The sequence below is a fragment of the Cognatundibacterium oligocarboniphilum genome (assembly GCF_013377855.1).
Lineage (GTDB): Bacteria > Pseudomonadota > Gammaproteobacteria > Burkholderiales > Burkholderiaceae_D > Undibacterium > Undibacterium oligocarboniphilum.
The window spans coordinates 451,939-474,836 of record NZ_JABXYJ010000001.1 but is presented as its reverse complement, the minus strand read 5'-3'; the positions used below and the strand labels follow the sequence as shown (position 1 = coordinate 474,836).

The following is a 22,898-nucleotide window of genomic DNA, read 5'->3' as shown; positions in this document are numbered from 1 at the left end:
CACTCCCAGCTGATTTTTTTGGGGGAGTATCTGGCATTTTCGCCTTATCCCCCCTTAAATATAAAGGACGTTAAAATATACTCCCCTCAGTATAAAAAAGATGAATAATCATGGAAAGGCTTCTCTGCGTCTTTGAGCTCGGTGGCGACGGTCCGGAAACGCCGGCGAAATGAAAAAAAGCTGAATATCCTGCGATATTCAGCTTTTGGTTACGTACCGGAAATGATTCCGGATGCGTTGATTACCAGATGGAAACCCGTTCCGATGTTGGCAGATACATTTTGTCGCCGGCTTTCACACCGAAAGACTCGTAGAACGGCGTCATGTTGCGCAAAGACCCATTGGCCCGGAACTCGCCAGGAGAATGCGGGTCTGTTTTGATGCGGACAATCGCTTCCTGTTCACGCATTTTTCCGCGCCACACCTGGCCAAAGCCGGTGAAGAAGCGCTGCTCACCAGTCAGTCCGCCAATGACCGGCGCGGGTTTGCCACCCAGCGACAGACGATAAGCTTTGTAGGCAATTGCCAGACCTGAGTTGTCTGCAATGTTTTCACCCAGTGTCAGCTCACCGTTCACGTTATAGCCCGGAACCGGGCTGAAGGCATTATATTGTTTGACCAGCGCTGCCGTCTTGGCGGCGAATTTCTCATGATCTGCCTTGGTCCACCAGTCGCGCAGATTGCCGGCACCGTCATATTGCGAGCCTTGGTCATCAAAGCCGTGACTGATTTCGTGGCCGATCACAGCGCCGATACCGCCATAGTTCACGGCATCGTCAGCTTTTGGATTAAAGAAGGGCGGCTGCAAAATCGCTGCAGGGAACACAATCTCATTCATTTCAGGATTGTAGTAGGCGTTAACCGTCTGCGGCGTCATCCCCCATTCTTCACGGTCGATTGGCTTGCCCAGTTTGTTCAGTTCGGTTTGCGCTGCAAAACTGCGTATTGCCCGTAGATTGGCAACGGCATCCCCCTTGGTGATCTGTAATGCGGAGTAGTCTTTCCACTTGTTCGGATAACCGATCTTTGGCATGAATGTGGAAAGTTTTGCCTGCGCTTCCTTTTTCGTTTCCGGACTCATCCAGTCTAGTGTATCGATGCTTTTCTGATAGGCGAGCAGCAGATTTGCTACCAGTTTTTCCATCCGTGCTTTGCTGTCAGCCGGAAAATATTTTGCAACATACAGTTTCCCCAGACTTTCGCCCATACCGGCATCGACCAGACGTACGCCGCGTTTCCAGCGGATTTCCTGTTCCGGCACACCACGCAGCGTTTTACCAAAAAATGCAAAGCTTTCCTCGCTGAATTGCTTTGGAAGTTGACCAGCAGCAGAGCTCAGCACATGCCATCTGAAATAGGCTTTGATCGTATCAAGCGGCGTTGCCTGCAGGATGCTGTTCATGCTGGTCAGGTAACTGGGCTGTGCAACAATCAGGTAGCTGATTTTACCGGTCACGCCCAATGAATTCAGATAGGCGTCCCAGTCATAGCCGGGCATGAGATCGGCCAGTTTGCTTAGTTCAATTTTGTTGTAGGCTTTGACCGGATCACGCAACTCGACTTTGGTCCACTGGACTTTCGCCAGTTCCGTTTCAAATGCCAGAATGGCCGCTGCATTTTTGACAGCCTCTTTGTCGCCCGCCATACTTAGCATGGTTTCGATATGTTTCAGATAAGCGACGCGGATGTTTTTCAGCTTGGCATCGTCATCTTTCAGGTAATAATCGCGGTCTGGCAATCCCAGGCCGGACTGACCGATATCGAGCACGTATTTGGTGGAGTCTTTATTGTCCTGATGCACCTGAATATCATACGGTGCCGTCACGCTGATGCGGTTGACCCAGGCCATGAACGCTGGCAGCTGTTTTTTATCCGTGAGGCTGTCTACTTTAGCAAAGTCCGCCTGCAGCGGTTTTAAGCCCTGTGTCTCAATGTTTTTAGTATCCATAAAACTGGAATACAGGTCGCTGATTTTTTGAGCATCACTGTCAGCAGCATTTTTATTTTTTGCCAGACCCTCGATAATCGCATGCAGGCGCGGAACCACCGCTTCACGCAGATCCATAAATGCGCCAGCAGAGGAGCGATCGGATGGAATCTGTGCGGTTTTCATCCAGGTGCCGTTAACGTGACGATAGAAATCTTCCTGAGGTTTGACGGATTTATCGGCGTACTGCGTGTCAATTCCGGATAACAAAACGCCGCTGGCGGCAGCTTTGGCTGGTTCCGCAGCATAAACCTGGGCGGCGCCGGTGGTTCCGGCGATCATCAGCGCAATGGCGCTTAAAACGGTGGCTTTCACTTGTTGGGGTCTCCTGAGTGTGAAATACTTGGTTAACATGCCGTCTGATTGAGGTGGCACGACGGGACAAACGGAATGGACGGGATTCGCCATTCTGAAAATAGAAGCGGCAAATCGCTCATAATAAATTAAATAATTTTTTCATTTTATCAAGCATTGTCCTGTTAGTGAATGGAGGCGATGCAGGTTTTTTTGACAAGATCATTGTGTGCCGCACTTTCATTTCAATGGCGTCAGGATTCCCTGCAAGCGGTCCGGCATGCCTTCAATGCGCTGCAGGCGTGGATAGTGAACGTATCGCTGGTGCTGATAGGACAGGTGGGATTGCCTATGCTGTATGCGGGCAGGGATAACAGGAGAAGGCTCAGCAGGGTGGTGCCGAAAAAGAGTCGTGCAAAGCTTGATTTCATCCGTGATTATCTCGTTATATCATCGAAAATTGCTTATTTAGGATGATAGACAATCTGACTGGCATTAAGTTGCACCAATCCGGATGAAAGTCTGCCAACTACGCTTACTGGTTCTCGATATGTTCAATCAGCATCTGCACACGGGTCACGCCGTTGTATTCGTTGGCGTCGAGCCTGAAGGCAACCCGGCAGCGGGCTGATAGCTGATCGGTATGCCCAAACCAGATCGCGTCGTATCGGACGCCTTGTTTTTCCAGCACCAGCTTGAGATGGCGCTCCTTGAGAATACGCTGGGAAATAACCATAAATTCATCACAAAATACGGGGGGAGGAAAACCCTGACCCCAGACCTGGCTATCGATTAGTTGAATGAAGTCAGTGGTGAAATAACTGTTTTCCAGTTCACCATCGGTTTCAATCACCCGCTCGAGCTGCTTCTTTTGTAGCCATGCCTGTCCGACAGTTTCAAATGCCTGCTGAAACGCAGGAAAATTTTCTTCACGGATCGTCAGTCCGGCTGCCATGGCATGTCCGCCAAACTTTTCGATCAGCTGCGGTGCGTGTTTTGACACCAGATCCAGCGCATCCCGTAAATGAAATCCTGGAATGGAGCGACCTGAGCCTTTGAGTGTGCCATCTCCGGCTGGCGCAAATGTGATGGTAGGTCGGTAGAATTGATCCTTCAGGCGCGATGCGACGATGCCAATGACGCCTTGATGCCAGCTTTCGTCGGAAACGGTAATCGTGTGGCTGGACTCCGGCTGAAACTGATCCAGATGCAGTAAGGCGACATCCTGCATGTCACGTTCGATGTCTTTGCGGTCGGCGTTAATACTGTGCAGCTCCTGAGCAATCTGCCAGGCTCTCCCTGCATCATCCGTTGTCAGACATTCGATGCCCAAGCGCATATCCGCCAGCCGGCCGGCAGCATTCAGACGTGGACCGACAGCAAAGCCAAGATCGAAAGGGCTGGCAAGCCGCAATTCCCGCCCGGCTACCTGAAACAGGGCAGTAATTCCGGCGCAGGCCCGGCCAGCCCGCATTCGTTTAAGTCCCTGTGCCACCAGGATACGGTTATTGACATCGAGCCGGACAACGTCGGCAACCGTCCCCAGTGCAACCAGATCAAGCAGATTGTCCAGTTTCGGTTGCGTTTCCAGACTGAAAACATTCCGTTGCCGGAGTTCGGCCCGCAATGCCAGCAGGACATAAAACATCACGCCGACTCCGGCCAGATGTTTGCTGGGAAATCCACAGCCAGGCTGATTCGGGTTCACAATGGCGACGGCAGCAGGCAGTTGTTCGCCCGGTAAATGATGGTCTGTAATCAGGACCTCAATACCTTGTGCTGCGGCAGCTGCCACACCATCAACACTGGCGATGCCATTGTCAACCGTGACAATGATATCCGGTGCTTTTTCACGCACAGTCAGTGCGACAATTTCCGGGGTCAGACCGTATCCATACTCAAAACGGTTGGGCACAATATAATCCACATCCGCACCAAGCATACGCAGCCCACGTAAGCCAACAGCGCAAGCTGTGGCGCCATCGCAATCATAATCGGCTACGATCACGATTTTTTTGTGTGCGGCGATGGCCTCCGCCAGAAACTGCGCGGCTTCGCGCATCTGATGCATCCCGGAAGGCGGTAGCAGGGCATGCAGCCCGGTTTGCAGTTCGCCGTCATGTTTGATGCCGCGCGCTGCATACAGGCGTGCGAGCACCGGGTGCATACCGCTTTGCCGCAGCATTTCTGATTCTCTCAGTGAGTAGGGGCGGGTACTGATGCGCGTCATGGCTGAACAGATGGAAATAATTTTTGCAGATGTGGGCGGCGCCAGAACTGATAGAGCGACCACGGGCTGAGGCGATAGCCGAGCAGTTGCCTGTGATCGGAACAGATCAGGGTGACTTGTTTCAACTGACGCTGCCGGAGTGCGCTGTAAAGAGGCGCAAACCAGTTTTCTTCCAGACGGATGATTTCCTGCAGCCAGGTACCCCAGTCATTATTCAGCGCAGACTCAATCAGTATATCTGCCAGGACGCAGGCTGTCTGATCGCTGGTGGCGGAAAGCTGGCTGAATCGCTCTTTTTTTTGCACTACTTTGAAACTGTTTGCTTTACTGTCGCTGCCACCGGACAGCCAGACCGAATTCACGCTTTTTTTTCCGATGCTCTCCCGTTGTTGATTGATATCGTGGGTGAACCACAGCATCTGGATTTCATTCTGGAATTTTCTCCAGGCACGGGCTTCCTGTCCTTTCGGCATCCAGATATCAATATTGTGACCGCAGGCCGCATCAGGTGTCGCTGTCCGCAACCCTGACCAGCTGTCGGCCCGTAAAAACCAGTGCTGTGCGTCGCCATATACCAACGAAAAACCAGATTCTGTCGCGACGGTTCTGGCGATATCAAACAATTCCCTGGATTCCTGGTCGCTGAGATCCAGTCTGCGCTGATCAGTCAGCACCAGATGGTCGCGGGCGATATGGATATGTACCGGTTGCAGCAAAAACCAATATCCGTCATCAGCTGACAAATTGTACGTCCTCATTTTGTGCAGGCTGATTGCCGGACTGTTCGCTGGATTAGCTGGAGCCGGATATCCTGCCAGCCAGTATTCATGCGGAAGCGCGCTGGAAAATCCATCCGCAGCTTTTGATTGTACCGTGGTGCTGGCCGCCAGCAGGTTTGCTAATGCCGGAGCCTGTATGGCCTTGATCAGGTCGTTTCTGAGTTCTGCGGGGGGGAGGCTGAATGGCAGCAGGAGTTCTAAATTCTTCATAGATGTCATTGTATGGCAAATGTGTGGCAAACTTCTGGCTGCCTTATTTACTTGAAATGAATTTGCGGTGAAAAATCTCTCTTTTGAATGGTTGGTCGGTCTGCGCTATACGCGGGCCGGGCGTCGCAGCGGCAGAAACAGTTTTATTTCTTTTATCTCCATGATTTCTATGGCAGGTATCGCACTCGGGGTCGCTGCATTGATTATTGTTCTGTCAGTCATGAACGGTTTTCAGAAAGAAGTCCGGGATCGCATGCTTTCCGTGCTGGCACATATAGAAGTGTTTGATCCCAGCGGCACACTGGTCGAGTGGCAGAAAACAGCCCTGGAGGCAAAGAAAAATCCCGCCGTGACAGGTACCGCTCCGTATGTGGATGGCCAGGCGATGATTATCCGGGACGATGTGATGCACGGTGTCATTGTGCGCGGCGTATTGCCGGATCAGGAGCGTTATGTGTCGGAGGTATCCGAAAAAATTAAAGCAGGCAGATGGGTTGATCTGCGTCCGGGTGAGTTTAATATTATTCTCGGGTCTGCACTGGCGGCCAATCTCCATGTGCATGTCGGCGACAAAGTCACACTGGCGGCGCCGGAAGGGCAGATGACACCGGCAGGTGTCGTTCCCCGGCTCAAGGCATTTACAGTGGCGGGCATTTTTGATGCCGGGCATTATGAATTTGACTCTGGCATGGCATTCATGCACATTGCCGATGCCCAGAAATTTTTCCGCTTGAGCGGACCCTCAGGATTGCGGCTGCGGATTAAGGAGATGCTGAAAGCGCCGCAGGTTGCGCTTGAATTATCGCGCACCTTATCTGGCGATCTGCTGATTCGTGACTGGTCGCAGCAAAACCGGAATTATTTTTCAGCCGTCAAGACAGAAAAAACCATGATGTTCATCATCCTGGCGCTGATTGTTGCCGTGGCTGCGTTTAATCTGGTCTCGACTCTGGTTATGACTGTCACGGATAAACAGGCGGATATTGCGATTCTCCGCACACTCGGAGCATCGCCCGCTTCAATCATGAAAATTTTTATGATTCAGGGCGGTATCGTCGGTCTGATCGGAACCGGGCTGGGTGTGGCAGGTGGCGTCGTGGTCGCTTTGAATATTGACGTGATCGTTCCTTTCATTGAGCGCTTGCTGGGAGTCGATTTTTTACCGAAGGATCTGTATTTCATCAGTGCATTACCGTCTGATCTGCGGTGGCCCGATGTGTGGCAGATCAGTGTCATGGCGCTGGTTCTGGCGTTCGCAGCAACGATTTACCCCAGCTGGCATGCCGCCCGCGTGAAACCAGCGGAGGCATTGCGCTATGAGTGATGAGATGAATGTACAGACAAACGAACGGGAAGTGATCCTGAGCTGTCAGAATCTTGGAAAGACCTTTAACGAAGGTGCGGAAGCCGTTTCAGTTCTGAAAGGTATTACGCTGAATGTCAATAAAGGAGAGCGGCTTGCCATTATCGGCGCTTCCGGTTCCGGTAAATCCACCTTGCTGCACTTACTCGGAGGGCTGGATACGCCGACCACGGGCACAGTCTGTTTGCAGGGCGAGGATATCAGCAACATGAGCGAATCTGCCAGAGGAGCGATGCGCAATCGCTCCTTGGGTTTCGTTTATCAGTTTCATCATTTGCTGCCTGAATTTTCTGCGCTGGATAATGTGGCCATGCCATTGCTGATCCGTCGTGTGCCCCGTTCAGAGGCGCAGCAAGCGGCACAGCAAATACTGCAAAGGGTCGGGCTGGGACACAGAGTCAGACACGTTCCAGGAGAATTGTCTGGTGGCGAGCGTCAGCGTGTCGCCCTGGCGCGTGCGTTGGTGACCCAGCCGGCTTGCGTTCTGGCGGATGAGCCGACTGGAAATCTGGATGGTGGCACCGCCCAGCAGGTATTTGCGCTAATGCTGGAATTATCCAGAACGCTTGGCACCGCCTTTGTAATCGTGACGCATGATGCGGAGCTGGCCAGCCGTTGCGATCGGATATTCAGACTCTCTGATCAGGGTCTGTTGCAGCAATAGGCGGCGCATGACTGACCGGCATTTTCCTCCGTTTTTGATACCTGCATTCCGGCAGATGATGTTGCTGGGAGGGGTGGCCTGTTGTGCTGCTACTGCCAGCGCCAGCAATGATCTGGCTTTGCAGCTCGAAACATCTTTGCTGACTGACAGCAATCCCTTTCGGTTTTATGACCATCAGACAGATGCACGGCGCCTTGAAATCCAGCGCCTGACAGAGGTGATCAATGCCGCCGATGTGCGGGGCGGTGCGATCATCCCGCTGTTTTCAGAACAGACCAGACTGATCCTGGCCGGGTCATTGGGAAACCGGCATTATAAAGACTATCGCCAGCTCGATCATCAGCAGGCCGCTGGCGATGCGGTGCTGGAGTGGCATGCTGGCAAAGTGCTCGACGGCAGGGTGACGGCAGGTAAAGACAAACGCTTATTTCAATACATTAACGGTACGCTGACCGAGCGTGATCTGGCACACCAGACGACCGGAAGCGCCGATATCAATCTCAAAATCAGTGATGAATGGCAGCTACGGAGCCGCTGGTTCCGCTCTGAATTGGCGTATGATCTGCCGGTCAATCAGCTGTATAACTTTACAGAACGCGGACAGCAGGCGGGCGCGCTATACCTGTCGCCAACGGGTTCCAGTATCGGTGCGGGAGTACGCCATTCCGATGTGTATTATCCGGACCGTACACCGCAACAGATCGCCGATCTGGACCGGCATTATCAGGAGAATGAATTTTTTCTGGACGCAGAATGGCAATACAGTGTCAAAACCGCCACCAGCGCGCATCTGGGCATGATTCGTCGCCGTTATACCGTTTTGGATGAACGTAACAGTAATTTATTCAATGCAATCTGGCGTGGTGTGTATCGTTATTCTCCTAAACTCAGACTGGATATGCAGTTATATAACCGGCCATTTTCAATTGTCGATCCGGCCGTGCTGTATGTGACGAGCAAGGGTGTGCGTTTTGATGCGCTCTGGCATTGGTCAGATAAAACCAGATTTAATTTCTCGACACTCTGGCAGACCAGTGATCAGCAATTGATTCCGCGCCTGACGCTGCCCGGGAATACATCACGGAAGGAAAACCTGCAACGGATCGGTGTCGGTGCGAGTTATCAGCTGGAGCGGGGCTTCAGAGTTTTTTTCGACAGCTTTTACGAAAAGACCACCCGGAAAGCGGATGACCAGCAGTTAAAGCAGGCGGTCATGAAGTTAGGGCTGGAATACACTTTTGAAAATCTGCCGGGAAGCGCAACGAAAGTCGGATTGCTGCGTTATCAGCAATCGCTTAGTGCTTCCGATCCTATACGGGAATAATGAGCCCATGTCTTTAATCCGGAAAATCAGCCGCTTGTCCGCCCGCCATCTGGCCTGTCACTGGATTCCATTACAGCAGGAGCGCGGCGTCATCAGTTTTTCATTCGATGATGTACCTGCCAGTGCCTGCCATCAAGGAGCTGCCTTGCTTGAGCAATATCAGGCTCGCGGTACATTCTATGTCTGCGGTGGTTTAACGGATGGTATTGAGCAATCTCAGCCATGTCACAGCGTACAGGATTTGCAAAGACTGGCGTGCAACGGACATGAAATCGCCTGCCATACGTATGCGCACCGAAACTGCGCTGATACAGCAATCCCTGTCCTGCAGACAGACTGGGAGCGTAATCAGGCATTTTTTAAGACGCATCAGTTGCCGAGCACTGGCTTTGCATTCCCTTTTGGCGCTTACGGCTTACTCAGCAAAATTGCTGCATCGCGCCGGTTTGCATACAGTCGCATCACTGGCGGCGGATTACAAACCGGACGTGCCGATCTGGCTGCATTGCGGGCACAGGCCTTGTATGCCAACACCATGACTACGGAACAGATTGCCGCGTTGATCCGGCGGGCAGATCAGCAGCGTGGCTGGCTGATTTTCTATTCTCATGAAGTCAGTGCGCAGCCCGGACCATGGGGAACCAGTCCGCAACAGTTGGAGACCGCATTGCGTCTGGCTTCGGAGTCCCGCTGTCGTTTGCTTACGGTACAGAAGGCGATTCATTATTTTCAGCATGGAGACGAGGGCGACTGATACTTGCCAGATTTCACAGCAGATTTTTGCCGGGTGACTTCAGTTATAATTTTCGCCATACTTTTTGATTTTCGAGATCGGATACGATTTATGGGCCAGCACAGCCAGTTCGGACTGTTGAAACAACATCGCTTCGCACCGTTTTTCTGGACGCAGTTTTTAGGGGCATTCAATGACAACGTCTTTAAAACTGCATTGCTGACGATTCTGACTTACAACACGCTGGAGTGGACCAAGTTGGATATCGGTTTGCTGAATAATCTGATTCCCGGATTATTCATTCTGCCTTTTGTCCTGTTTTCTGCCACAGCAGGTCAGTTGGCCGATAAGTTTGAAAAAGGGGTGATGGCACGCAGGGTCAAATTGCTGGAAATTTTCATCATGCTGATTGCCGCATATGGCTGGTGGAATCATCAGCTCTGGCTCTTGATCGCCGCAGTGGCTGGCATGGGGATTCATTCGACATTATTCGGACCGGTGAAATACGCATATTTACCTCAACATCTGCAAAAAGATGAATTGATCGGTGGCAATGGCCTGATTGAAATGGGGACTTTTGTCGGCATTCTGGCGGGCGAAATTCTCGGAGCGATGCTGGTGGTACACCAGCCATGGGGATTGCAGCTTGTCGCTACCGGAACCATCATCGTCGCGGTTCTGGGTTACATTGCCAGCTTGCGTATTCCTTATTCACCGGCACCAGAACCAGCATTGCCGGTTAGCTGGAATCCCTTGAGTGAGACGGTGCGAAATATCCGTTTCAGCAAAAAAAACCGTCCGGTGTTTTTATCACTTATGGGAAATTCCTGGTTCTGGTTTTATGGCGCCATCATTCTGGCTCAGTTCCCTCAGTACGCAAAAAATTATCTGCACGGTGACCACAGTGTTTTTGTATTGCTGCTGACGTTTTTTTCTTTTGGCATTGGTACTGGTTCACTGGCGTGTGAAAAATTATCGGGGCATAAAATTGAAATCGGTCTGGTGCCATTCGGTGCGATCGGTTTATCGGTCTTTGGTTTTGATCTGTATTTGTCCAGCAATACTTATATGAACACGCAGATAGTCGATCTGTGGGGTTTCCTGCAACAGGCTGGCGCTGTGCATATCCTGGCTGATATCGTGATGATCGGTGTTTTTGGTGGCTTGTACATCGTGCCTTTATTCGCCCTGATTCAGACGCGCTGCGATCCTGCCCATTTATCCCGCACTATCGCCGGCATGAATATTCTCAATGCTTTATTCATGGTGGTGGCATCACTCGCTGCCATGCTGATGCTGAAACAGGGTTTTACCATTCCGCAGATATTTATGGCCACCGCGATGTTGAATGCAGTCGTGGCGCTTTATATTTTCAGCCTGGTTCCTGAATTCTTAATGCGCTTCATCGCCTGGCTGCTGATTCATACCGTGCATCAGGTCAGGACTGTCAATGCTGAACGTATTCCAGCGGAGGGAGCAGGTATATTGGTCTGCAATCATGTCAGCTACATGGATGCTATCGTCATCATGGCCTGCAGTCCACGTCCTATCCGCTTTGTGATGGATCACCAGATTTTTAAAATTCCGTTTTTGTCCTGGATTTTCCGCACAGCCAAAGCGATTCCGATTGCGCCTGCCAAAGAGGATCCGTGGCTGACAGAAAAATCGTATGTCGATATTGCGCAGGCTCTGCATGAAGGCGAGCTGGTTTGTATCTTCCCTGAAGGCAAACTGACCAGCACCGGCGATATCAATCAGTTTCGCGGCGGTGTGATGAAAATACTGGAGCGCTCGCCGGTTCCGGTTTATCCGATGGCATTGCGGGGGTTATGGGGCAGTTTTTTTACCCGCGATCAGGGAAATCCGTTTGAACGGGCATTCCGGCGCGGACCTTTTTCCAGACTGGAACTAGTCGTTGGAGAAGTTATGCAGCCATCGCAGGTATCCCCAATCGTATTGCAGGAAAAAGTAACGCAGTTACGCGGTAACTGGCGTTAAAAAAAGGCCAGCTCTTATGTAACGCAAGACTGGCCTGATTGGATTCAAAAGGGAGATGGGGTCAGTGCGCACCGCCGGCATCAACCGGGATGGATGATTTTTTCGGTTTAGTCAGCCAGACCAGGCCAATCAGTCCGAGGAACATAAAGGCTGCCATATAAAACAGATCGGTTGCAGCCATCGTGCTGGCCTGTACGCTGATGATTCTGTCGATGAGCGCGTAAGCTCCTGCATCAGGAATACCTTGCTGGTTCAGTCCCTGAACGGTCTGCACGAATAACTGGGAACTACTGCCTGTGTGCTCCGTAATGTGTGCGTGATGCATAGTGCTACGGCTATCCCACATGGTGGTCATGATAGATGCCCCCATACCGCCACACATGATCCTGACGAAATTCGACAAACCGGATGCCGCGGGAATCTTATCGGGTGGTTGACCAGATAAGATGATGGATGTCAATGGAATAAAGAACATCGACATCGCAGCGCCTTGCAGCAGGGTCGGTATCAGCAGGGTGATCGTATCGACTTCGGTGGTAAATCCCGCACGTAAAAAGAACACCAGCGCAAAACCAAGAAAAGCCACAGAGGCAACCTTGCGGGCGTCGACTTTCGGTAAAATCTTACCGATCACGGGCGACAGTAAAATCGCAAAAATACCTACTGGCGCCATGACTTTTCCGGCCTCTGTCGCAGTATAAGACAGCTGAGTCTGCAGCCATAAAGGCATGATGACCAGACTGCCAAAAAACAGCCCGTAACCAATCGAAATGGCAACGACGCCAGCAGAAAAATTACGGCCTTTAAACAAGGACAGATCAACGACCGGATGGTCTTGTCCTGTTTCCCAGATCACGAAATAAATAAATCCGATCACTGCAACGACGGTCAGCAGGATGATCTCCCCGGAACTGAACCAGTCAAGTTCTTTACCTTTGTCTAGCATTAACTGCAACGCACCAACCCAGACTACCAGCAAAAATAAGCCGACTTTATCAATAGGCAGTGCCTTGATCGCAGATTCACGCTTCCGGTAAATCGACCAGGTCGCCCATGCCGTAAATAATCCGACCGGAATGTTGATGTAAAAAATCCAGGGCCAGGAATAATTATCCGAAATCCAGCCACCAAGCAGTGGGCCCATGATGGGAGCAACCAGCGTCGTCATCCCCCATAAAGCCAGCGCCATCGAGCTTTTTGCGGGTGGATAACTCCCGAGCAGCAGGGCTTGCGAAAGCGGAATCATCGGGCCGGCAACAGCTCCCTGCAAAATGCGGGCAGCGATCAACATTTCGATATTCGGCGCCATCCCGCACAGCCATGATGAAATGACGAACAGCAGAATGGATGCCATAAATAAACGGACCTGGCCAAACTGCGTGGTAAGCCAGCCAGTCAGAGGCACAGAAATCGCATTGGCTACTGCAAACGATGTAATGACCCAGGTACCCTGTTGCGGAGAAACACCCAGATTTCCCGAAATCGCCGGAATCGAAACGTTGGCAATCGAGGAATCCAGGACATTCATAAATACCGCCAGCGATAAGGCCAGCGTGCCCATAGCCAGTTGCGATCCCTTTAATGGCGCATACGGAGCGCGGGAAGCTGTGCTCATTATTTTGCTTTCGTATCCGCGGTATTTTTTACGGTTGCTGGAGTACTGTTCTGAGCATTGGATAAGTTGATCTGAATAATCTGGGCAATACGCTGGTCGGCATCCTTGGCAGCCTGTTCAAATACCTGCGTTTGATATGCCGGCGTTACTCTTGCTGGCTGACTGGCCGTGACAGGTGCACCCTGTTGCTGAGAGATATTCACCTGTACCTGCATCGATACGCCGATACGCAAAGGATGGCTTTCGAGTTCTTTCGGATCAAGGGAAATACGCACTGGAACACGTTGTACAACCTTGATCCAGTTACCGCTGGCATTCTGTGCCGGCAGCAGCGCGAATGCGGCACCTGTACCGGCAGACAAACCGACAATTTTTCCGTGGTATTCGACGTCGCTGCCATACAGATCGGCGTGCAGTGTTACGTCCTGACCGATGCGCATGTGCGCCAGTTGTACTTCCTTGAAATTGGCATCCACCCACAGCGAATTGAGCGGTACGATCGATAGCAAAGGCGCACCTGGAGCGACTCGCTGACCGACCTGAACGGCGCGCTTGGCCACATAGCCGGTTGCTGGTGCAGGTAAGGAGGCACGGCTGTATGCCAGCATCGCTTCGCGTAATTTTGCGGCTGCGCGTAATACATTCGGGTGCTGGCTGACGCTGGTATTGTCTGTCAGCGCCCGGTTGGCGCCGAGTTGTTCACGTGCCGCAAGCTGGGCAGCCTCTGCTGTTTTGAGTGCATTCTTAGCATGTTCCAGTTCTTCAGCAGAAATGGCGCCGGTACTCAGCAATTGCTGACGTCGTGCCAGATCGGACTTGGCACGCTCAACGTCACTGTTACGGACATCGATATTAGCCTGCAAACTGGCATTGTTAGCGAACAGAACACGGACTTCGCGTACCGTCTGCGCCAGTTGCGCCTCGGCCTGCTCCAGAGCGACTTTGGCGTCAGTTTTATCCAGATCAATCAACGGCTTGCCAGACTGCACCAGATCTGTATCGTCCGCATGAATGGCGACGACTGTACCTGCAATCTGTGGCGTGACCTGAATCACATTGCCGGCGGCGTAGGCATCATCGGTATGTTCATAGTTACGGGCGACCAGCGCCCACCATGCGCCATAGGCGATGCCCGCCAGCAGAATGATGCCGGAGACAATCAGCAACAGTCCCCGACGTTTGCTGTTGTCGGAAGCAGGTTCATTAGGAGTAGATGGCGTGGAATTTTGTACTGGAGCGTTCATTACGCTACCTCCGGAATGTTGGATACTGAATGATTTTTTGTTGTGAGTCTGGATGTGCTGCTGTCTGGCACAGCATGGCTGTCATAGCCGCCACCGAGAGCCTTGATCAGATTGATCTGACTGTCTATGTGCCGCAAATGGATGTCCAGCGATAATTTTTGCTGGGAGAGCAGGGCGCTTTCGGCCATCAGCACAGGTAATACGTTGGCTGTACCTGCCAGCTGACGTTGTTGAGCGAGCTTCAGGGCAGTCCAGGCTGCCTGTTCGGCTTGCTGCTGCTGCTTTGATTGTTCATTGCATACCTGAATAATCTGAATCTGATCTGCTACTTCGTGCAAGGCATCGGTCAGGCTTTGATTGTAGGTGGCGACTGCGACATCATAGCCGGCAACCCGGTTTTTTAATTGCGAGCGTAAGCGGCCGCCTTCGAATACAGGGAGATGTATTGCAGGACCAATGCCGTTGATCATGCTGCCCGATCGAAGTAAATGATCCAGTCCGAGACTTGAAAGACCAACGAAACCGGAAATATTCACGTTCGGATAAAATTGAGTTTTGGATAATTCAATCTCACTTTGCCCCGCTTCCACACGCCAGCGTGCGGCAGTGATATCTGGCCGACGGCTGATCAGCTCTAGAGGGAGGCTGGCAGGTGCTGTGATGTCGCCAGGCGGCTGATATTGTGGAACAGGAATTTGCTGACCGCGTTCAGGTCCGGCACCGATCAAAGCAGCCAGCTGATTTCGGGTCAGCATAATATTTTCTTTCCAGTTGCTGATTTCATTTTTGAGATTGGAAATCTGAATCAGACTTTGCTGAATCTCGGATTTGGTATCCAACCCGGCTTTGACGCGCTGGCTGGTCAACACATCCAGCTTTTCCCGGATAGCCAGTTGCTGTTCACTGATGGCCAGTTGCTGATAGCCACGAATCAGTTGTATCCAGCTGCGGGCAATCGCGTTGCTGAGCATTAAGCGTGCACTCTGCTGTTCTGCTTCTGCAATTTTTTCCTGAGACAGAACAGCGCGCATTTCAGTACGATGTTTGCCCCAGAAATCCAGTTCGTAAGAGGCACTCAGTGCCAGCTGATTATCGGTGTCGTAAGTGCCGGCCAGCGGAGGAGGGATGAGACCATGCTCGGTAAAACGTTGGTAGGTCGTACTGTAATTACCGTTCACAGAAGGCAGGGTGTTCGCTTTGGTAATCCCTGTTGCTGCCTGCGCTGCCTGAATACGGGCTGCCGCCGCTTGCAGACCAGGGTTATCACGTAGGCCGGTTTGAATCAAGGTTTGCAAATCGCCGCCGCCGATTTGCTGCGCCCAGTCGGCTGCCGGCCATTGCCCGTGTTGATTGGCAAAGATGCCGGAATTAGCCTGATCAGCGATGGTTTTTAATTGCGCCTGGCTTTGTATGCCGTCGTAACTCACACAGGCAGACAGCATCGTGACAGCACTGGCTATCAAACTGGCTGACATTAAGCGCCTGAACAACCGCTGGGAGCTGTTGTGTTTTTTAGATATGGATTTCATGGGGGCGATATCTTTAAAATGGGATGAAACAAGATAAATTAATTGTCTCAGCAATGATTATTTTTTTCTTCAAGCAAGGGCCGGTTAGCTAATAACTTTCGCAACAGGCTTTTCAGAAAACCGATTTCTTCCTGAGTGAATCCGGTAAATCCGACATTCAGCACTTCCCGGTAAAGCGGAGGCAATTGTTCTGCAAGATGTTTCCCTGTCTCTGTCAGCTCCAGCTTAAACAAGCGTTTATCGGCAGGATCAGCGATGCGCCGGATAAAGTTTTTCGCTTCCAGCCGGTCTACCGTGCGCTTCATTGCTGCGGAATCGATGAACAGATCTCTTGCCAGTTCTGCCGCCGTGCTGCATTTTCCAACGTTAATCAGCAGGAAAACACTGGCCTGAGCATGCGTCAGACCCAGCGAGCGCAAGGAGTCATCCACCGATCTGGACAGCATAGTCCGCGCTCTGGCAAGTAAATAGCCGACACTATCCTCCAGATGGGAAACATCGAACTTCAGTGAGGAATCTTGAGTATTCATGATCATAAAAAATCATTGACTAGGCAATATTTTATATCAAGTCATAAATTTTTGCAGACCATAAAAAAGGCGCTGCAACGCAGCGCCTTTATCTGTGAAATAAGTTATCAATTACAAAATTTCACTCGCATGATCTGCCAGACGAGAGCGTTCGCCGCGCGCCAGCGTCACGTGACCGCTATGTGCCCAGCCTTTGAAACGGTCAACTACGTAAGTCAGACCACTGGAGCCCTCAGTCAGGTAAGGCGTGTCAATCTGGGCAATATTGCCAAGACAGACAATTTTTGTTCCCGGACCAGCACGGGTGACTAGTGTTTTCATTTGTTTGGGCGTCAGATTTTGTGCCTCATCAATAATCAGGAATTTATTGACGAATGTCCGCCCCCGCATGAAGTTCAGAGATTTGATCTTGATTTTTGACCGGATCAAATCCTGTGTTGCAGCTCGCCCCCAGTCGCCGGCATCGTTATCAGACTTATTCAGTACTTCCAGATTGTCGTCAAACGCTCCCATCCATGGTGACATTTTTTCTTCTTCCGTACCCGGGAGGAAGCCGATATCTTCACCAACAGGAACGGTGACGCGCGTTACGATAATCTCGTTATAGGTCTTGCTTTCGAGAACCTGGGCAAGACCAGCTGCCAGTGCCAGCAAGGTTTTTCCGGTACCGGCCTGACCCAGCAGGGTGACGAAATCACATTCAGGATCCATCAATAAGTTCAGTGCAAAGTTTTGTTCGCGGTTGCGCGAGGTAATGCCCCAGACGCTGTGCTTGACATGCCCGTAATCCCTCAGTGTTTGTAAAACAGCTGTTTTACCGTTGATTTGTCTGACTTGTCCATAAAATGAGGCTTCCCCATTTTTAGGCTCCAGATACACGAACTGATTGACCAGTAAAGAAGGGATAACCGGACCGGTAATCCGGTAAAACGTGGAGCTGAGACCATTTTTATTCTCTTGCCAGGTTTCAATTCCCTTGCCGTGCCGGTTCCAGAAGTCATCAGGTAATTGGACAATTCCGGAATACAGCAGATCAGAGTCTTCGAGGACGTGATCATTGAAATAATCCTCTGCAGGCAGCCCCAGGGCACGTGCCTTGATACGCATATTGATGTCTTTGGACACCAGTACAACCGGTCTGCCGGGAAATTCCTGCTCCAGTGCTTGCACTACGCCCAGAATCTGATTGTCAGCCTTGCCCTGAGGTAAGCCGCGTGGCAATTCATTGACATGCAGCTTGGTCTGGAAATAGAGATGGCCTTTCGCATCTTTATTACCTAATTTTGATAAAGGAATCCCTTTTTCAATCGCGTGATGATCAATGTCTCCGACCAGTGCATCCAGAGAGCGCGATACCTGGCGTGCATTGCGCGCCACTTCTGACATTCCTTTTTTATGATCATCCAATTCTTCGAGTGTGATCATCGGCAGATAAATATCGTGTTCTTCAAAGCGGAACAAAGAGGTCGGATCATGCATCAGCACATTGGTGTCCAGCACAAACAGCTTGGTCGTACCGGATTCATCTGCTGCTTTGCTGGTGCTGGATTTGGCGCGATGTTCCGGCACCTTTTTTTCTGTCGCAGCAGCAGGAGTCGCCTTGGCAGACTTTTCAGAGTTTGCTCTGGCAATCACTACTGGTGTCTTATCCGCTGCAACTGGCATTTTTCTTCTGGCGGGAATAACGCTGCCGGCAGAAGGTGTTTTCATGTGCTCCGGGGGCGTCGCTTTGACTGTTTTTGCAGCCGTTTTGGTGTTCTTTACTGTTTCTGTTTTTGGATAGTCTTTGGGAGACAGTAAGGCGGCTGGTTTTGCCGGCATTTTAGGCAATGGCATGAATACCTCAGTAAAAAGTGAGAGCTGGAAAATTAAAAAGCCGCTGTGGCTTACCCGGCATTAATGCTGGATTGACCATCTGCGGCTTTGAAAAATAAAAAATCGTTTGAGTCCAATTATGTTTGTGCGCTCACAAATTCAAGTACTTCATCAACGTGACCTGCGACTTTGACGCCTCTCCATTCTTTCACCAATTTACCTTTGGCGTCAATCAAAAATGTGCTTCGTTCTATGCCGCGGACTTGCTTGCCATACATATTTTTCATTTTCATCACATTAAACAGCTGGCACAAGGTTTCGTCAGGGTCGGAAATCAGATCAAACGGCAATGCCAGCTTGGTTTTAAACCCTTCATGAGAACGCAGACTATCGCGACTGATACCAAAAATTTCAGTATTCGCTGCCGAAAATCGGGGATGGAGATCACGGAAGGCTATTCCTTCCGTGGTGCAGCCAGGGGTGTTGTCTTTTGGGTAAAAATACAGAACGATATTTTTACCCGCGAAATTGCTGAGTTGAAAGGTATTGCCGCCCGTCATGGGAGCGGAAAATTCGGGAACCTGGCAGTTAAGTGCGGAAGGGGTTTCAGCCACTACAATCTCCTTGATGTGTGAAGGGAGAAAATGCTGCTGCCACAGGTTTACATCAGCGCAACCAGTTCTCCCGAGCGTCCTGGCAGGCTTGCCCATGTTAGCGGTGCAACAGGCAATGACTGGTCTTTGATGGACGCATAAAAATCAGCCATCGAAATACAATCGTATCCCTGCCCGATCCAGCCAATCAGCAATTCCTCGAATATGGGGGCGAGTTTTTGCCCTTCAAGCTCTGCGTGCAGGGTAAATACATGGTCTCTGTGTGTCTGCGTCAAAGTCAGAATATGTGCAGCGATGTTACCGGTCGTAATTTCCTGTCCATTGATCTGTCGCCCAAGCAATTCGTCCAGCGTTGGCAATGTTGTCGGCATCTGTATGCATGCACCATCCTGCAGGCGGTAAGGACCTGCCCCCGGATTCGTCAGGCTGCCATCTTCATTCAGCATTGCCCGGCCATCAGAAGCATAACGCATACCGAACTCATTCAATTGCTGAAAGGCATATTTATTCATTTGCCAGCCGGCAGCGCCATGTGTATTTGGCGGAGCACCAAAAATCTGCTGAAAACGCTGATATGCCTGTTGCAGTTGATGGCGAGTCCATTTTTCGCCGCGCTGGCGGACATTGTCCTGCCAGACTACATGATCCCAGGTGTGAATGCCGCACTCAAAGCCCGCTGCCTGAACCGCCCGCATTTCACTGGTACAGCTGCCAATATCCGGAGCAGGCAAAAAAACACCATACATCAGTGTTTTAATGCCGTAATGCTTGACAACTGAAGTACGGGACACTTTCTGAAAAAAACCCGGCCGAAAAGCCCTGCGCAAGGCCCAGCCAGTGTGATCTTTTCCGAGTGAAAACAGAAAAGTTGCACCGGCACCATGTTTTTTCAGCAGCCTGACGAGATTCGGGACACCCTCGCGTGTTCCCCGATAAGTGTCAACGTCGATCTTCAGAACAATGGATGACATGGATTGACTTAATCCATCAACGCGCGGGCTTCGGCAACCTGAGAGCGATATGCGTCAAAAATATTACGCATGGTGTCTTTCATGGTGGTCACCGGTTTCCAGCCCAGCTCTTCGCAGGTATTGGTAATTTTCGGCACGCGGTTTTGCACATCCTGATAACCTTTTCCGTAATAAGCGGCAGATGTGGTCTCGGTCAGCTGAACTTTTTTTGCTGTTTCCGCATATTCAGGATATTCGGCTGCCAGATCCAGCATCATGTGGGCGAGTTCGCGGATCGAATAATTATTGGTTGGATTACCGATGTTATAAATTTTTCCGGAAGCAACGCCGTTCTTGTTATCGATGATGCGCATCAATGCGTCGATACCATCGTCGATATAAGTGAAGGCACGTTTCTGCGCACCGCCGTCGACCAGTGAAATGTTTTCACCGCGCACGATATGGCCAAAGAACTGCGTCACCACACGGGAAGAGCCTTCTTTTGGCGTGTGAATATTGTCCAGACCCGCACCGATCCAGTTAAACGGACGGAACAGGGTAAAGTTCAGGCCTTCCATGCCGTAGCCCCAGATCACGCGATCCATCAATTGCTTCGCGCACGAGTAAATCCAGCGCGGCTTATTGATCGGGCCGCAGATCAACTCGGATTCTTCCGGATCGAATTCTTCGTCGTGGCACATGCCGTAGACTTCGGATGTGGATGGGAATACCAGATGTTTGCCGTACTTGGCGGCAGAGCGCACGATGGGCAGATTGGCTTCGAAATCGAGTTCAAATACACGCAACGGTTGTTTCACGTAAGTCGAAGGTGTTGCGATCGCGACCAGCGGCAGGATCACATCACATTTTTTAACGTGGTATTCGACCCATTCTTTATTGATGGTGATGTCACCTTCAAAGAAATGCATGCGCGGATGGTTGATCAGTTCGCCCAGACGTTCTGTCTGCATATCCATGCCATAGACTTCCCAGTCGGTTGTTTCCAGAATGCGTTTAGACAGATGGTGGCCGATAAAACCGTTCACGCCGAGAATGAGGACTTTTTTCATAATGAGTTCTTCTTAAAAATTAGGATTGCAGTTTGAATGAGCGGCAGAAATATCCGTGATTCAATGCAGGCTGTGCAAATCGCTCGCTGTGACAGTCTTGCCGTCACGATTCAGTTCAATGATACGCAATGCGCTGCCATCTCCGCATACGCCAAATAGCGCATTATCCACTACATGCAAGCCTGGCGGCAAATCTGAAAACGACAAATCTGATAAGCGTGCTTTTATGATAATAAAGTGATGCCCGGATTGTTCGAAAAAAGCGCCCGGATAAGGTGGTGCGACGGCACGATGCAAATTGTAAACTTGCTGCGCAGGTTGCGACCAGTCAATCCGGCCGTCTTCCGGTTTGCGTCCGCCAAAATAACTGCCGGCAGCCAGATTATTAGGTTGTACCTGAATTTTTCCGGCGATCAGGTCGGGCAGGGCACGCCACAAAGTCTGCTCTGCAGCCACGGCCAGTTTACCAAAAACTTCATAAGCAGTGTCGTCAGGCAGGATTGGCACGCTGGTCTGCCCGACGATGCCGCCTGCATCAGGCTTGGCAGCCATTTCATGCAATGTTGCACCAGTCTCAGTTTCTCCGTGCAGCACAGCCCAGTTTACCGGAACGCGACCACGGTATTTGGGAAGCAGCGACCCATGTAAATTATAAGCACCACGTTTTGCCAGTGCCAGCAATGTGACTGGCAGCATATGACGGTAATAAAAACTGAAAATGAAATCGGGAGCAACAGATGCCACTCGCTGATACAGCTCTTCCGATTTAGGGTCGGCTGGCGTAAGCGTTTCTATGCCATGCTCTTTGCACAGGTCGGCAACCGATTCAAACCAGATCGTTTCGGCAGGATTATCCTGATGTGTTACCACCAGGGAGATATGGATTCCCCTGGCCAGCAAGGTCTTAATGCTGCGGACGCCGACGTTGTGATAGGCGAATACAACGGCGACAGGTTTTTCAGAAATCATCTTAGTTACTTTCCGGTGCGTCGCTGGAATGATTTTCCAGAATGGTTTGCACCACATAACGCGGTCTTCCCCGGACTTGCTGATAAATGCGGCCGACATATTCTCCCAGCAAGCCAATACCAAACAGGATCACGCCCATCAAAAAGAATGCGATCGCAAACAAGGTAAACAGTCCTTCGGCTTCCGCACCGAATATAAAACGCCGCACCAGCAGAAGGCTGACGAGTCCGCCTGACAGGATGGACAACATCATGCCCAGCATCGAGAACCATTGCAAAGGCATGATGGAAAATCCGGTCATCAGGTCGAAATTGAGGCGGATCAGACTATAAATAGAATATTTGGACTCGCCGGCAGAGCGTTCTTCATGTTCGACGATGATTTCAGTAGGCTTGCGTGAAAAGGTGTAGGCCAGTGCCGGAACGAAAGTGTTGACCTCGCTGCACTGATTGATCAGATCAATCACGTTACGACCATAAGCACGCAGCATATTTCCCTGATCGGTGATTTTGATGCGGGTGATTTTTTCACGCAGGCGGTTCATCGCCTTGGAGGCATAGGTTCGCCAGGCAGAATCCTGGCGTTTGCGGCGGATGGAGCCCACATAGTCATACCCCTCACGCATTTTGTCTACCAATGCGCCGATTTCCTCTGGCGGATTTTGTAAATCAGCATCCAAAGTGACCACGATATTGCCGTGGGTGGCATGGAATCCGGCCAGAATCGCCATGTGCTGTCCATAATTGCCGTTGAACAGCACAACGCGCGTCACATCTGGCCGCAAACGGAACTGATCAGACAGGATCAGCGCAGTATTATCCCGGCTGCCATCGTTGACAAACACAATTTCATAGCTGATGCCGCGCCCGGCTAATGCATCCAGTGCTGGATACAGGCGGGCGAACAGTTTGGCCAGACCGGCTTCTTCGTTATATACAGGAATGACGACAGAGAGTTCGGGTTTCATCATTTTTAATTGA

General features: G+C 51.0%; 19 protein-coding genes. 6 read left to right on the top strand and 13 right to left on the bottom strand.

Annotation, left to right across the window (positions count from 1 at the left end; all coding sequences use genetic code 11):
• Positions 1–241: 241 nt before the first annotated feature.
• Positions 242–2,302, bottom strand: coding sequence for a M13 family metallopeptidase (locus HV832_RS02245; RefSeq protein ID WP_399309710.1), 2,061 nt, complete (start codon positions 2,300–2,302; stop codon positions 242–244).
• Between the two features lie 171 nt (positions 2,303–2,473).
• On the opposite strand from HV832_RS02245, the gene HV832_RS02240 reads away from it, so the two are divergent.
• On the top strand, positions 2,474–2,758 hold the full coding sequence (locus tag HV832_RS02240) for a hypothetical protein (RefSeq protein WP_176801903.1): 285 nt from the start codon (positions 2,474–2,476) through the stop codon (positions 2,756–2,758).
• A 58-nt stretch (positions 2,759–2,816) separates the two neighbouring features.
• Here the strand turns inward: HV832_RS02240 and recJ are convergent, their stop codons facing one another.
• Together recJ and HV832_RS02230 are read right to left on the bottom strand one after the other, a co-directional pair.
• Positions 2,817–4,511, bottom strand: coding sequence for a single-stranded-DNA-specific exonuclease RecJ (recJ, locus tag HV832_RS02235; RefSeq protein ID WP_176801902.1), 1,695 nt, complete (start codon positions 4,509–4,511; stop codon positions 2,817–2,819).
• Complete coding sequence (locus tag HV832_RS02230) at positions 4,508–5,500, bottom strand: hypothetical protein (protein ID WP_176801901.1); 993 nt, start codon at positions 5,498–5,500, stop codon at positions 4,508–4,510. Before HV832_RS02230 ends, recJ begins: the two co-directional genes overlap by 4 nt.
• A gap of 67 nt (positions 5,501–5,567) precedes the next feature.
• Between HV832_RS02230 and HV832_RS02225 the strand changes: the two genes are divergently transcribed.
• The 5 genes from HV832_RS02225 to HV832_RS02205 all read left to right on the top strand — a co-directional run bounded on the left by HV832_RS02225 (position 5,568) and on the right by HV832_RS02205 (position 11,582).
• Complete coding sequence (locus HV832_RS02225) at positions 5,568–6,824, top strand: lipoprotein-releasing ABC transporter permease subunit (protein ID WP_176801900.1); 1,257 nt, start codon at positions 5,568–5,570, stop codon at positions 6,822–6,824.
• A 4-nt stretch (positions 6,825–6,828) separates the two neighbouring features.
• On the top strand, positions 6,829–7,527 hold the full coding sequence (gene lolD, locus HV832_RS02220; protein ID WP_176801899.1) for a lipoprotein-releasing ABC transporter ATP-binding protein LolD: 699 nt from the start codon (positions 6,829–6,831) through the stop codon (positions 7,525–7,527).
• A 7-nt stretch (positions 7,528–7,534) separates the two neighbouring features.
• Positions 7,535–8,851: a hypothetical protein gene (locus HV832_RS02215; protein WP_176801898.1), complete on the top strand. Its 1,317-nt coding sequence runs from the start codon at positions 7,535–7,537 to the stop codon at positions 8,849–8,851.
• Between the two features lie 7 nt (positions 8,852–8,858).
• Positions 8,859–9,605 (top strand): polysaccharide deacetylase family protein, encoded by a 747-nt coding sequence (locus HV832_RS02210; RefSeq protein WP_176801897.1) that lies wholly within the window; start codon positions 8,859–8,861, stop codon positions 9,603–9,605.
• Positions 9,606–9,695: 90 nt separating this feature from the next.
• Positions 9,696–11,582 carry an MFS transporter gene (locus tag HV832_RS02205; RefSeq protein ID WP_176801896.1) on the top strand — a complete coding sequence of 629 codons (1,887 nt, stop codon included), beginning with the start codon at positions 9,696–9,698 and terminating at the stop codon, positions 11,580–11,582.
• A gap of 61 nt (positions 11,583–11,643) precedes the next feature.
• Here HV832_RS02205 and HV832_RS02200 read toward each other — a convergent pair whose 3' ends face one another.
• The 10 genes from HV832_RS02200 to HV832_RS02155 all read right to left on the bottom strand — a co-directional run bounded on the left by HV832_RS02200 (position 11,644) and on the right by HV832_RS02155 (position 22,885).
• Positions 11,644–13,197, bottom strand: coding sequence for a DHA2 family efflux MFS transporter permease subunit (locus HV832_RS02200; protein WP_176801895.1), 1,554 nt, complete (start codon positions 13,195–13,197; stop codon positions 11,644–11,646).
• The gene (locus HV832_RS02195) at positions 13,197–14,441 is read right to left on the bottom strand and encodes an HlyD/EmrA/EmrK family protein (protein ID WP_176801894.1); all 1,245 of its coding nucleotides are present in this window, start codon (positions 14,439–14,441) and stop codon (positions 13,197–13,199) included. The genes HV832_RS02200 and HV832_RS02195 overlap by 1 nt, the downstream gene beginning before the upstream one ends.
• Positions 14,441–15,916 carry an efflux transporter outer membrane subunit gene (locus HV832_RS02190; protein WP_176801893.1) on the bottom strand — a complete coding sequence of 492 codons (1,476 nt, stop codon included), beginning with the start codon at positions 15,914–15,916 and terminating at the stop codon, positions 14,441–14,443. Before HV832_RS02190 ends, HV832_RS02195 begins: the two co-directional genes overlap by 1 nt.
• A 101-nt stretch (positions 15,917–16,017) precedes the next feature.
• Positions 16,018–16,500, bottom strand: a complete 483-nt coding sequence (locus tag HV832_RS02185) for a MarR family winged helix-turn-helix transcriptional regulator (protein ID WP_176801892.1) — start codon at positions 16,498–16,500, stop codon at positions 16,018–16,020.
• Positions 16,501–16,611: 111 nt separating this feature from the next.
• Positions 16,612–18,336 carry a PhoH family protein gene (locus HV832_RS02180; RefSeq protein WP_176801891.1) on the bottom strand — a complete coding sequence of 575 codons (1,725 nt, stop codon included), beginning with the start codon at positions 18,334–18,336 and terminating at the stop codon, positions 16,612–16,614.
• A 116-nt stretch (positions 18,337–18,452) separates the two neighbouring features.
• The gene (locus tag HV832_RS02175) at positions 18,453–18,929 is read right to left on the bottom strand and encodes a peroxiredoxin (protein WP_317889296.1); all 477 of its coding nucleotides are present in this window, start codon (positions 18,927–18,929) and stop codon (positions 18,453–18,455) included.
• 47 nt (positions 18,930–18,976) lie between these two features.
• On the bottom strand, positions 18,977–19,900 hold the full coding sequence (locus tag HV832_RS02170; protein WP_176801889.1) for a polysaccharide deacetylase family protein: 924 nt from the start codon (positions 19,898–19,900) through the stop codon (positions 18,977–18,979).
• An 8-nt stretch (positions 19,901–19,908) separates the two neighbouring features.
• Positions 19,909–20,949: a bifunctional UDP-4-keto-pentose/UDP-xylose synthase gene (locus HV832_RS02165; RefSeq protein ID WP_176801888.1), complete on the bottom strand. Its 1,041-nt coding sequence runs from the start codon at positions 20,947–20,949 to the stop codon at positions 19,909–19,911.
• Between the two features lie 60 nt (positions 20,950–21,009).
• Entirely contained in the window at positions 21,010–21,918 is a 909-nt protein-coding gene (locus HV832_RS02160) for a formyltransferase (RefSeq protein ID WP_176801887.1), read from the bottom strand.
• 1 nt (position 21,919) lies between these two features.
• The gene (locus HV832_RS02155) at positions 21,920–22,885 is read right to left on the bottom strand and encodes a glycosyltransferase (RefSeq protein ID WP_176802096.1); all 966 of its coding nucleotides are present in this window, start codon (positions 22,883–22,885) and stop codon (positions 21,920–21,922) included.
• Between the last annotated feature and the right edge of the window lie 13 nt (positions 22,886–22,898).

Coding starts and splice junctions, on each gene's coding strand:
- HV832_RS02195 (WP_176801894.1), bottom strand. CDS start 14,441: ATGAACGCTCCAGTACAAAATTCCACGCCATCTACTCCTAATGAACCT.
- HV832_RS02205 (WP_176801896.1), top strand. CDS start 9,696: ATGGGCCAGCACAGCCAGTTCGGACTGTTGAAACAACATCGCTTCGCA.
- HV832_RS02185 (WP_176801892.1), bottom strand. CDS start 16,500: ATGAATACTCAAGATTCCTCACTGAAGTTCGATGTTTCCCATCTGGAG.
- HV832_RS02190 (WP_176801893.1), bottom strand. CDS start 15,916: ATGTCAGCCAGTTTGATAGCCAGTGCTGTCACGATGCTGTCTGCCTGT.
- HV832_RS02155 (WP_176802096.1), bottom strand. CDS start 22,885: ATGAAACCCGAACTCTCTGTCGTCATTCCTGTATATAACGAAGAAGCC.
- HV832_RS02160 (WP_176801887.1), bottom strand. CDS start 21,918: ATGATTTCTGAAAAACCTGTCGCCGTTGTATTCGCCTATCACAACGTC.
- HV832_RS02210 (WP_176801897.1), top strand. CDS start 8,859: ATGTCTTTAATCCGGAAAATCAGCCGCTTGTCCGCCCGCCATCTGGCC.
- HV832_RS02170 (WP_176801889.1), bottom strand. CDS start 19,900: ATGTCATCCATTGTTCTGAAGATCGACGTTGACACTTATCGGGGAACA.
- HV832_RS02200 (WP_176801895.1), bottom strand. CDS start 13,197: ATGAGCACAGCTTCCCGCGCTCCGTATGCGCCATTAAAGGGATCGCAA.
- HV832_RS02165 (WP_176801888.1), bottom strand. CDS start 20,949: ATGAAAAAAGTCCTCATTCTCGGCGTGAACGGTTTTATCGGCCACCAT.
- HV832_RS02180 (WP_176801891.1), bottom strand. CDS start 18,336: ATGCCATTGCCTAAAATGCCGGCAAAACCAGCCGCCTTACTGTCTCCC.
- HV832_RS02230 (WP_176801901.1), bottom strand. CDS start 5,500: ATGAAGAATTTAGAACTCCTGCTGCCATTCAGCCTCCCCCCCGCAGAA.
- lolD (WP_176801899.1), top strand. CDS start 6,829: ATGAATGTACAGACAAACGAACGGGAAGTGATCCTGAGCTGTCAGAAT.
- HV832_RS02240 (WP_176801903.1), top strand. CDS start 2,474: ATGGAGGCGATGCAGGTTTTTTTGACAAGATCATTGTGTGCCGCACTT.
- HV832_RS02215 (WP_176801898.1), top strand. CDS start 7,535: ATGACTGACCGGCATTTTCCTCCGTTTTTGATACCTGCATTCCGGCAG.
- recJ (WP_176801902.1), bottom strand. CDS start 4,511: ATGACGCGCATCAGTACCCGCCCCTACTCACTGAGAGAATCAGAAATG.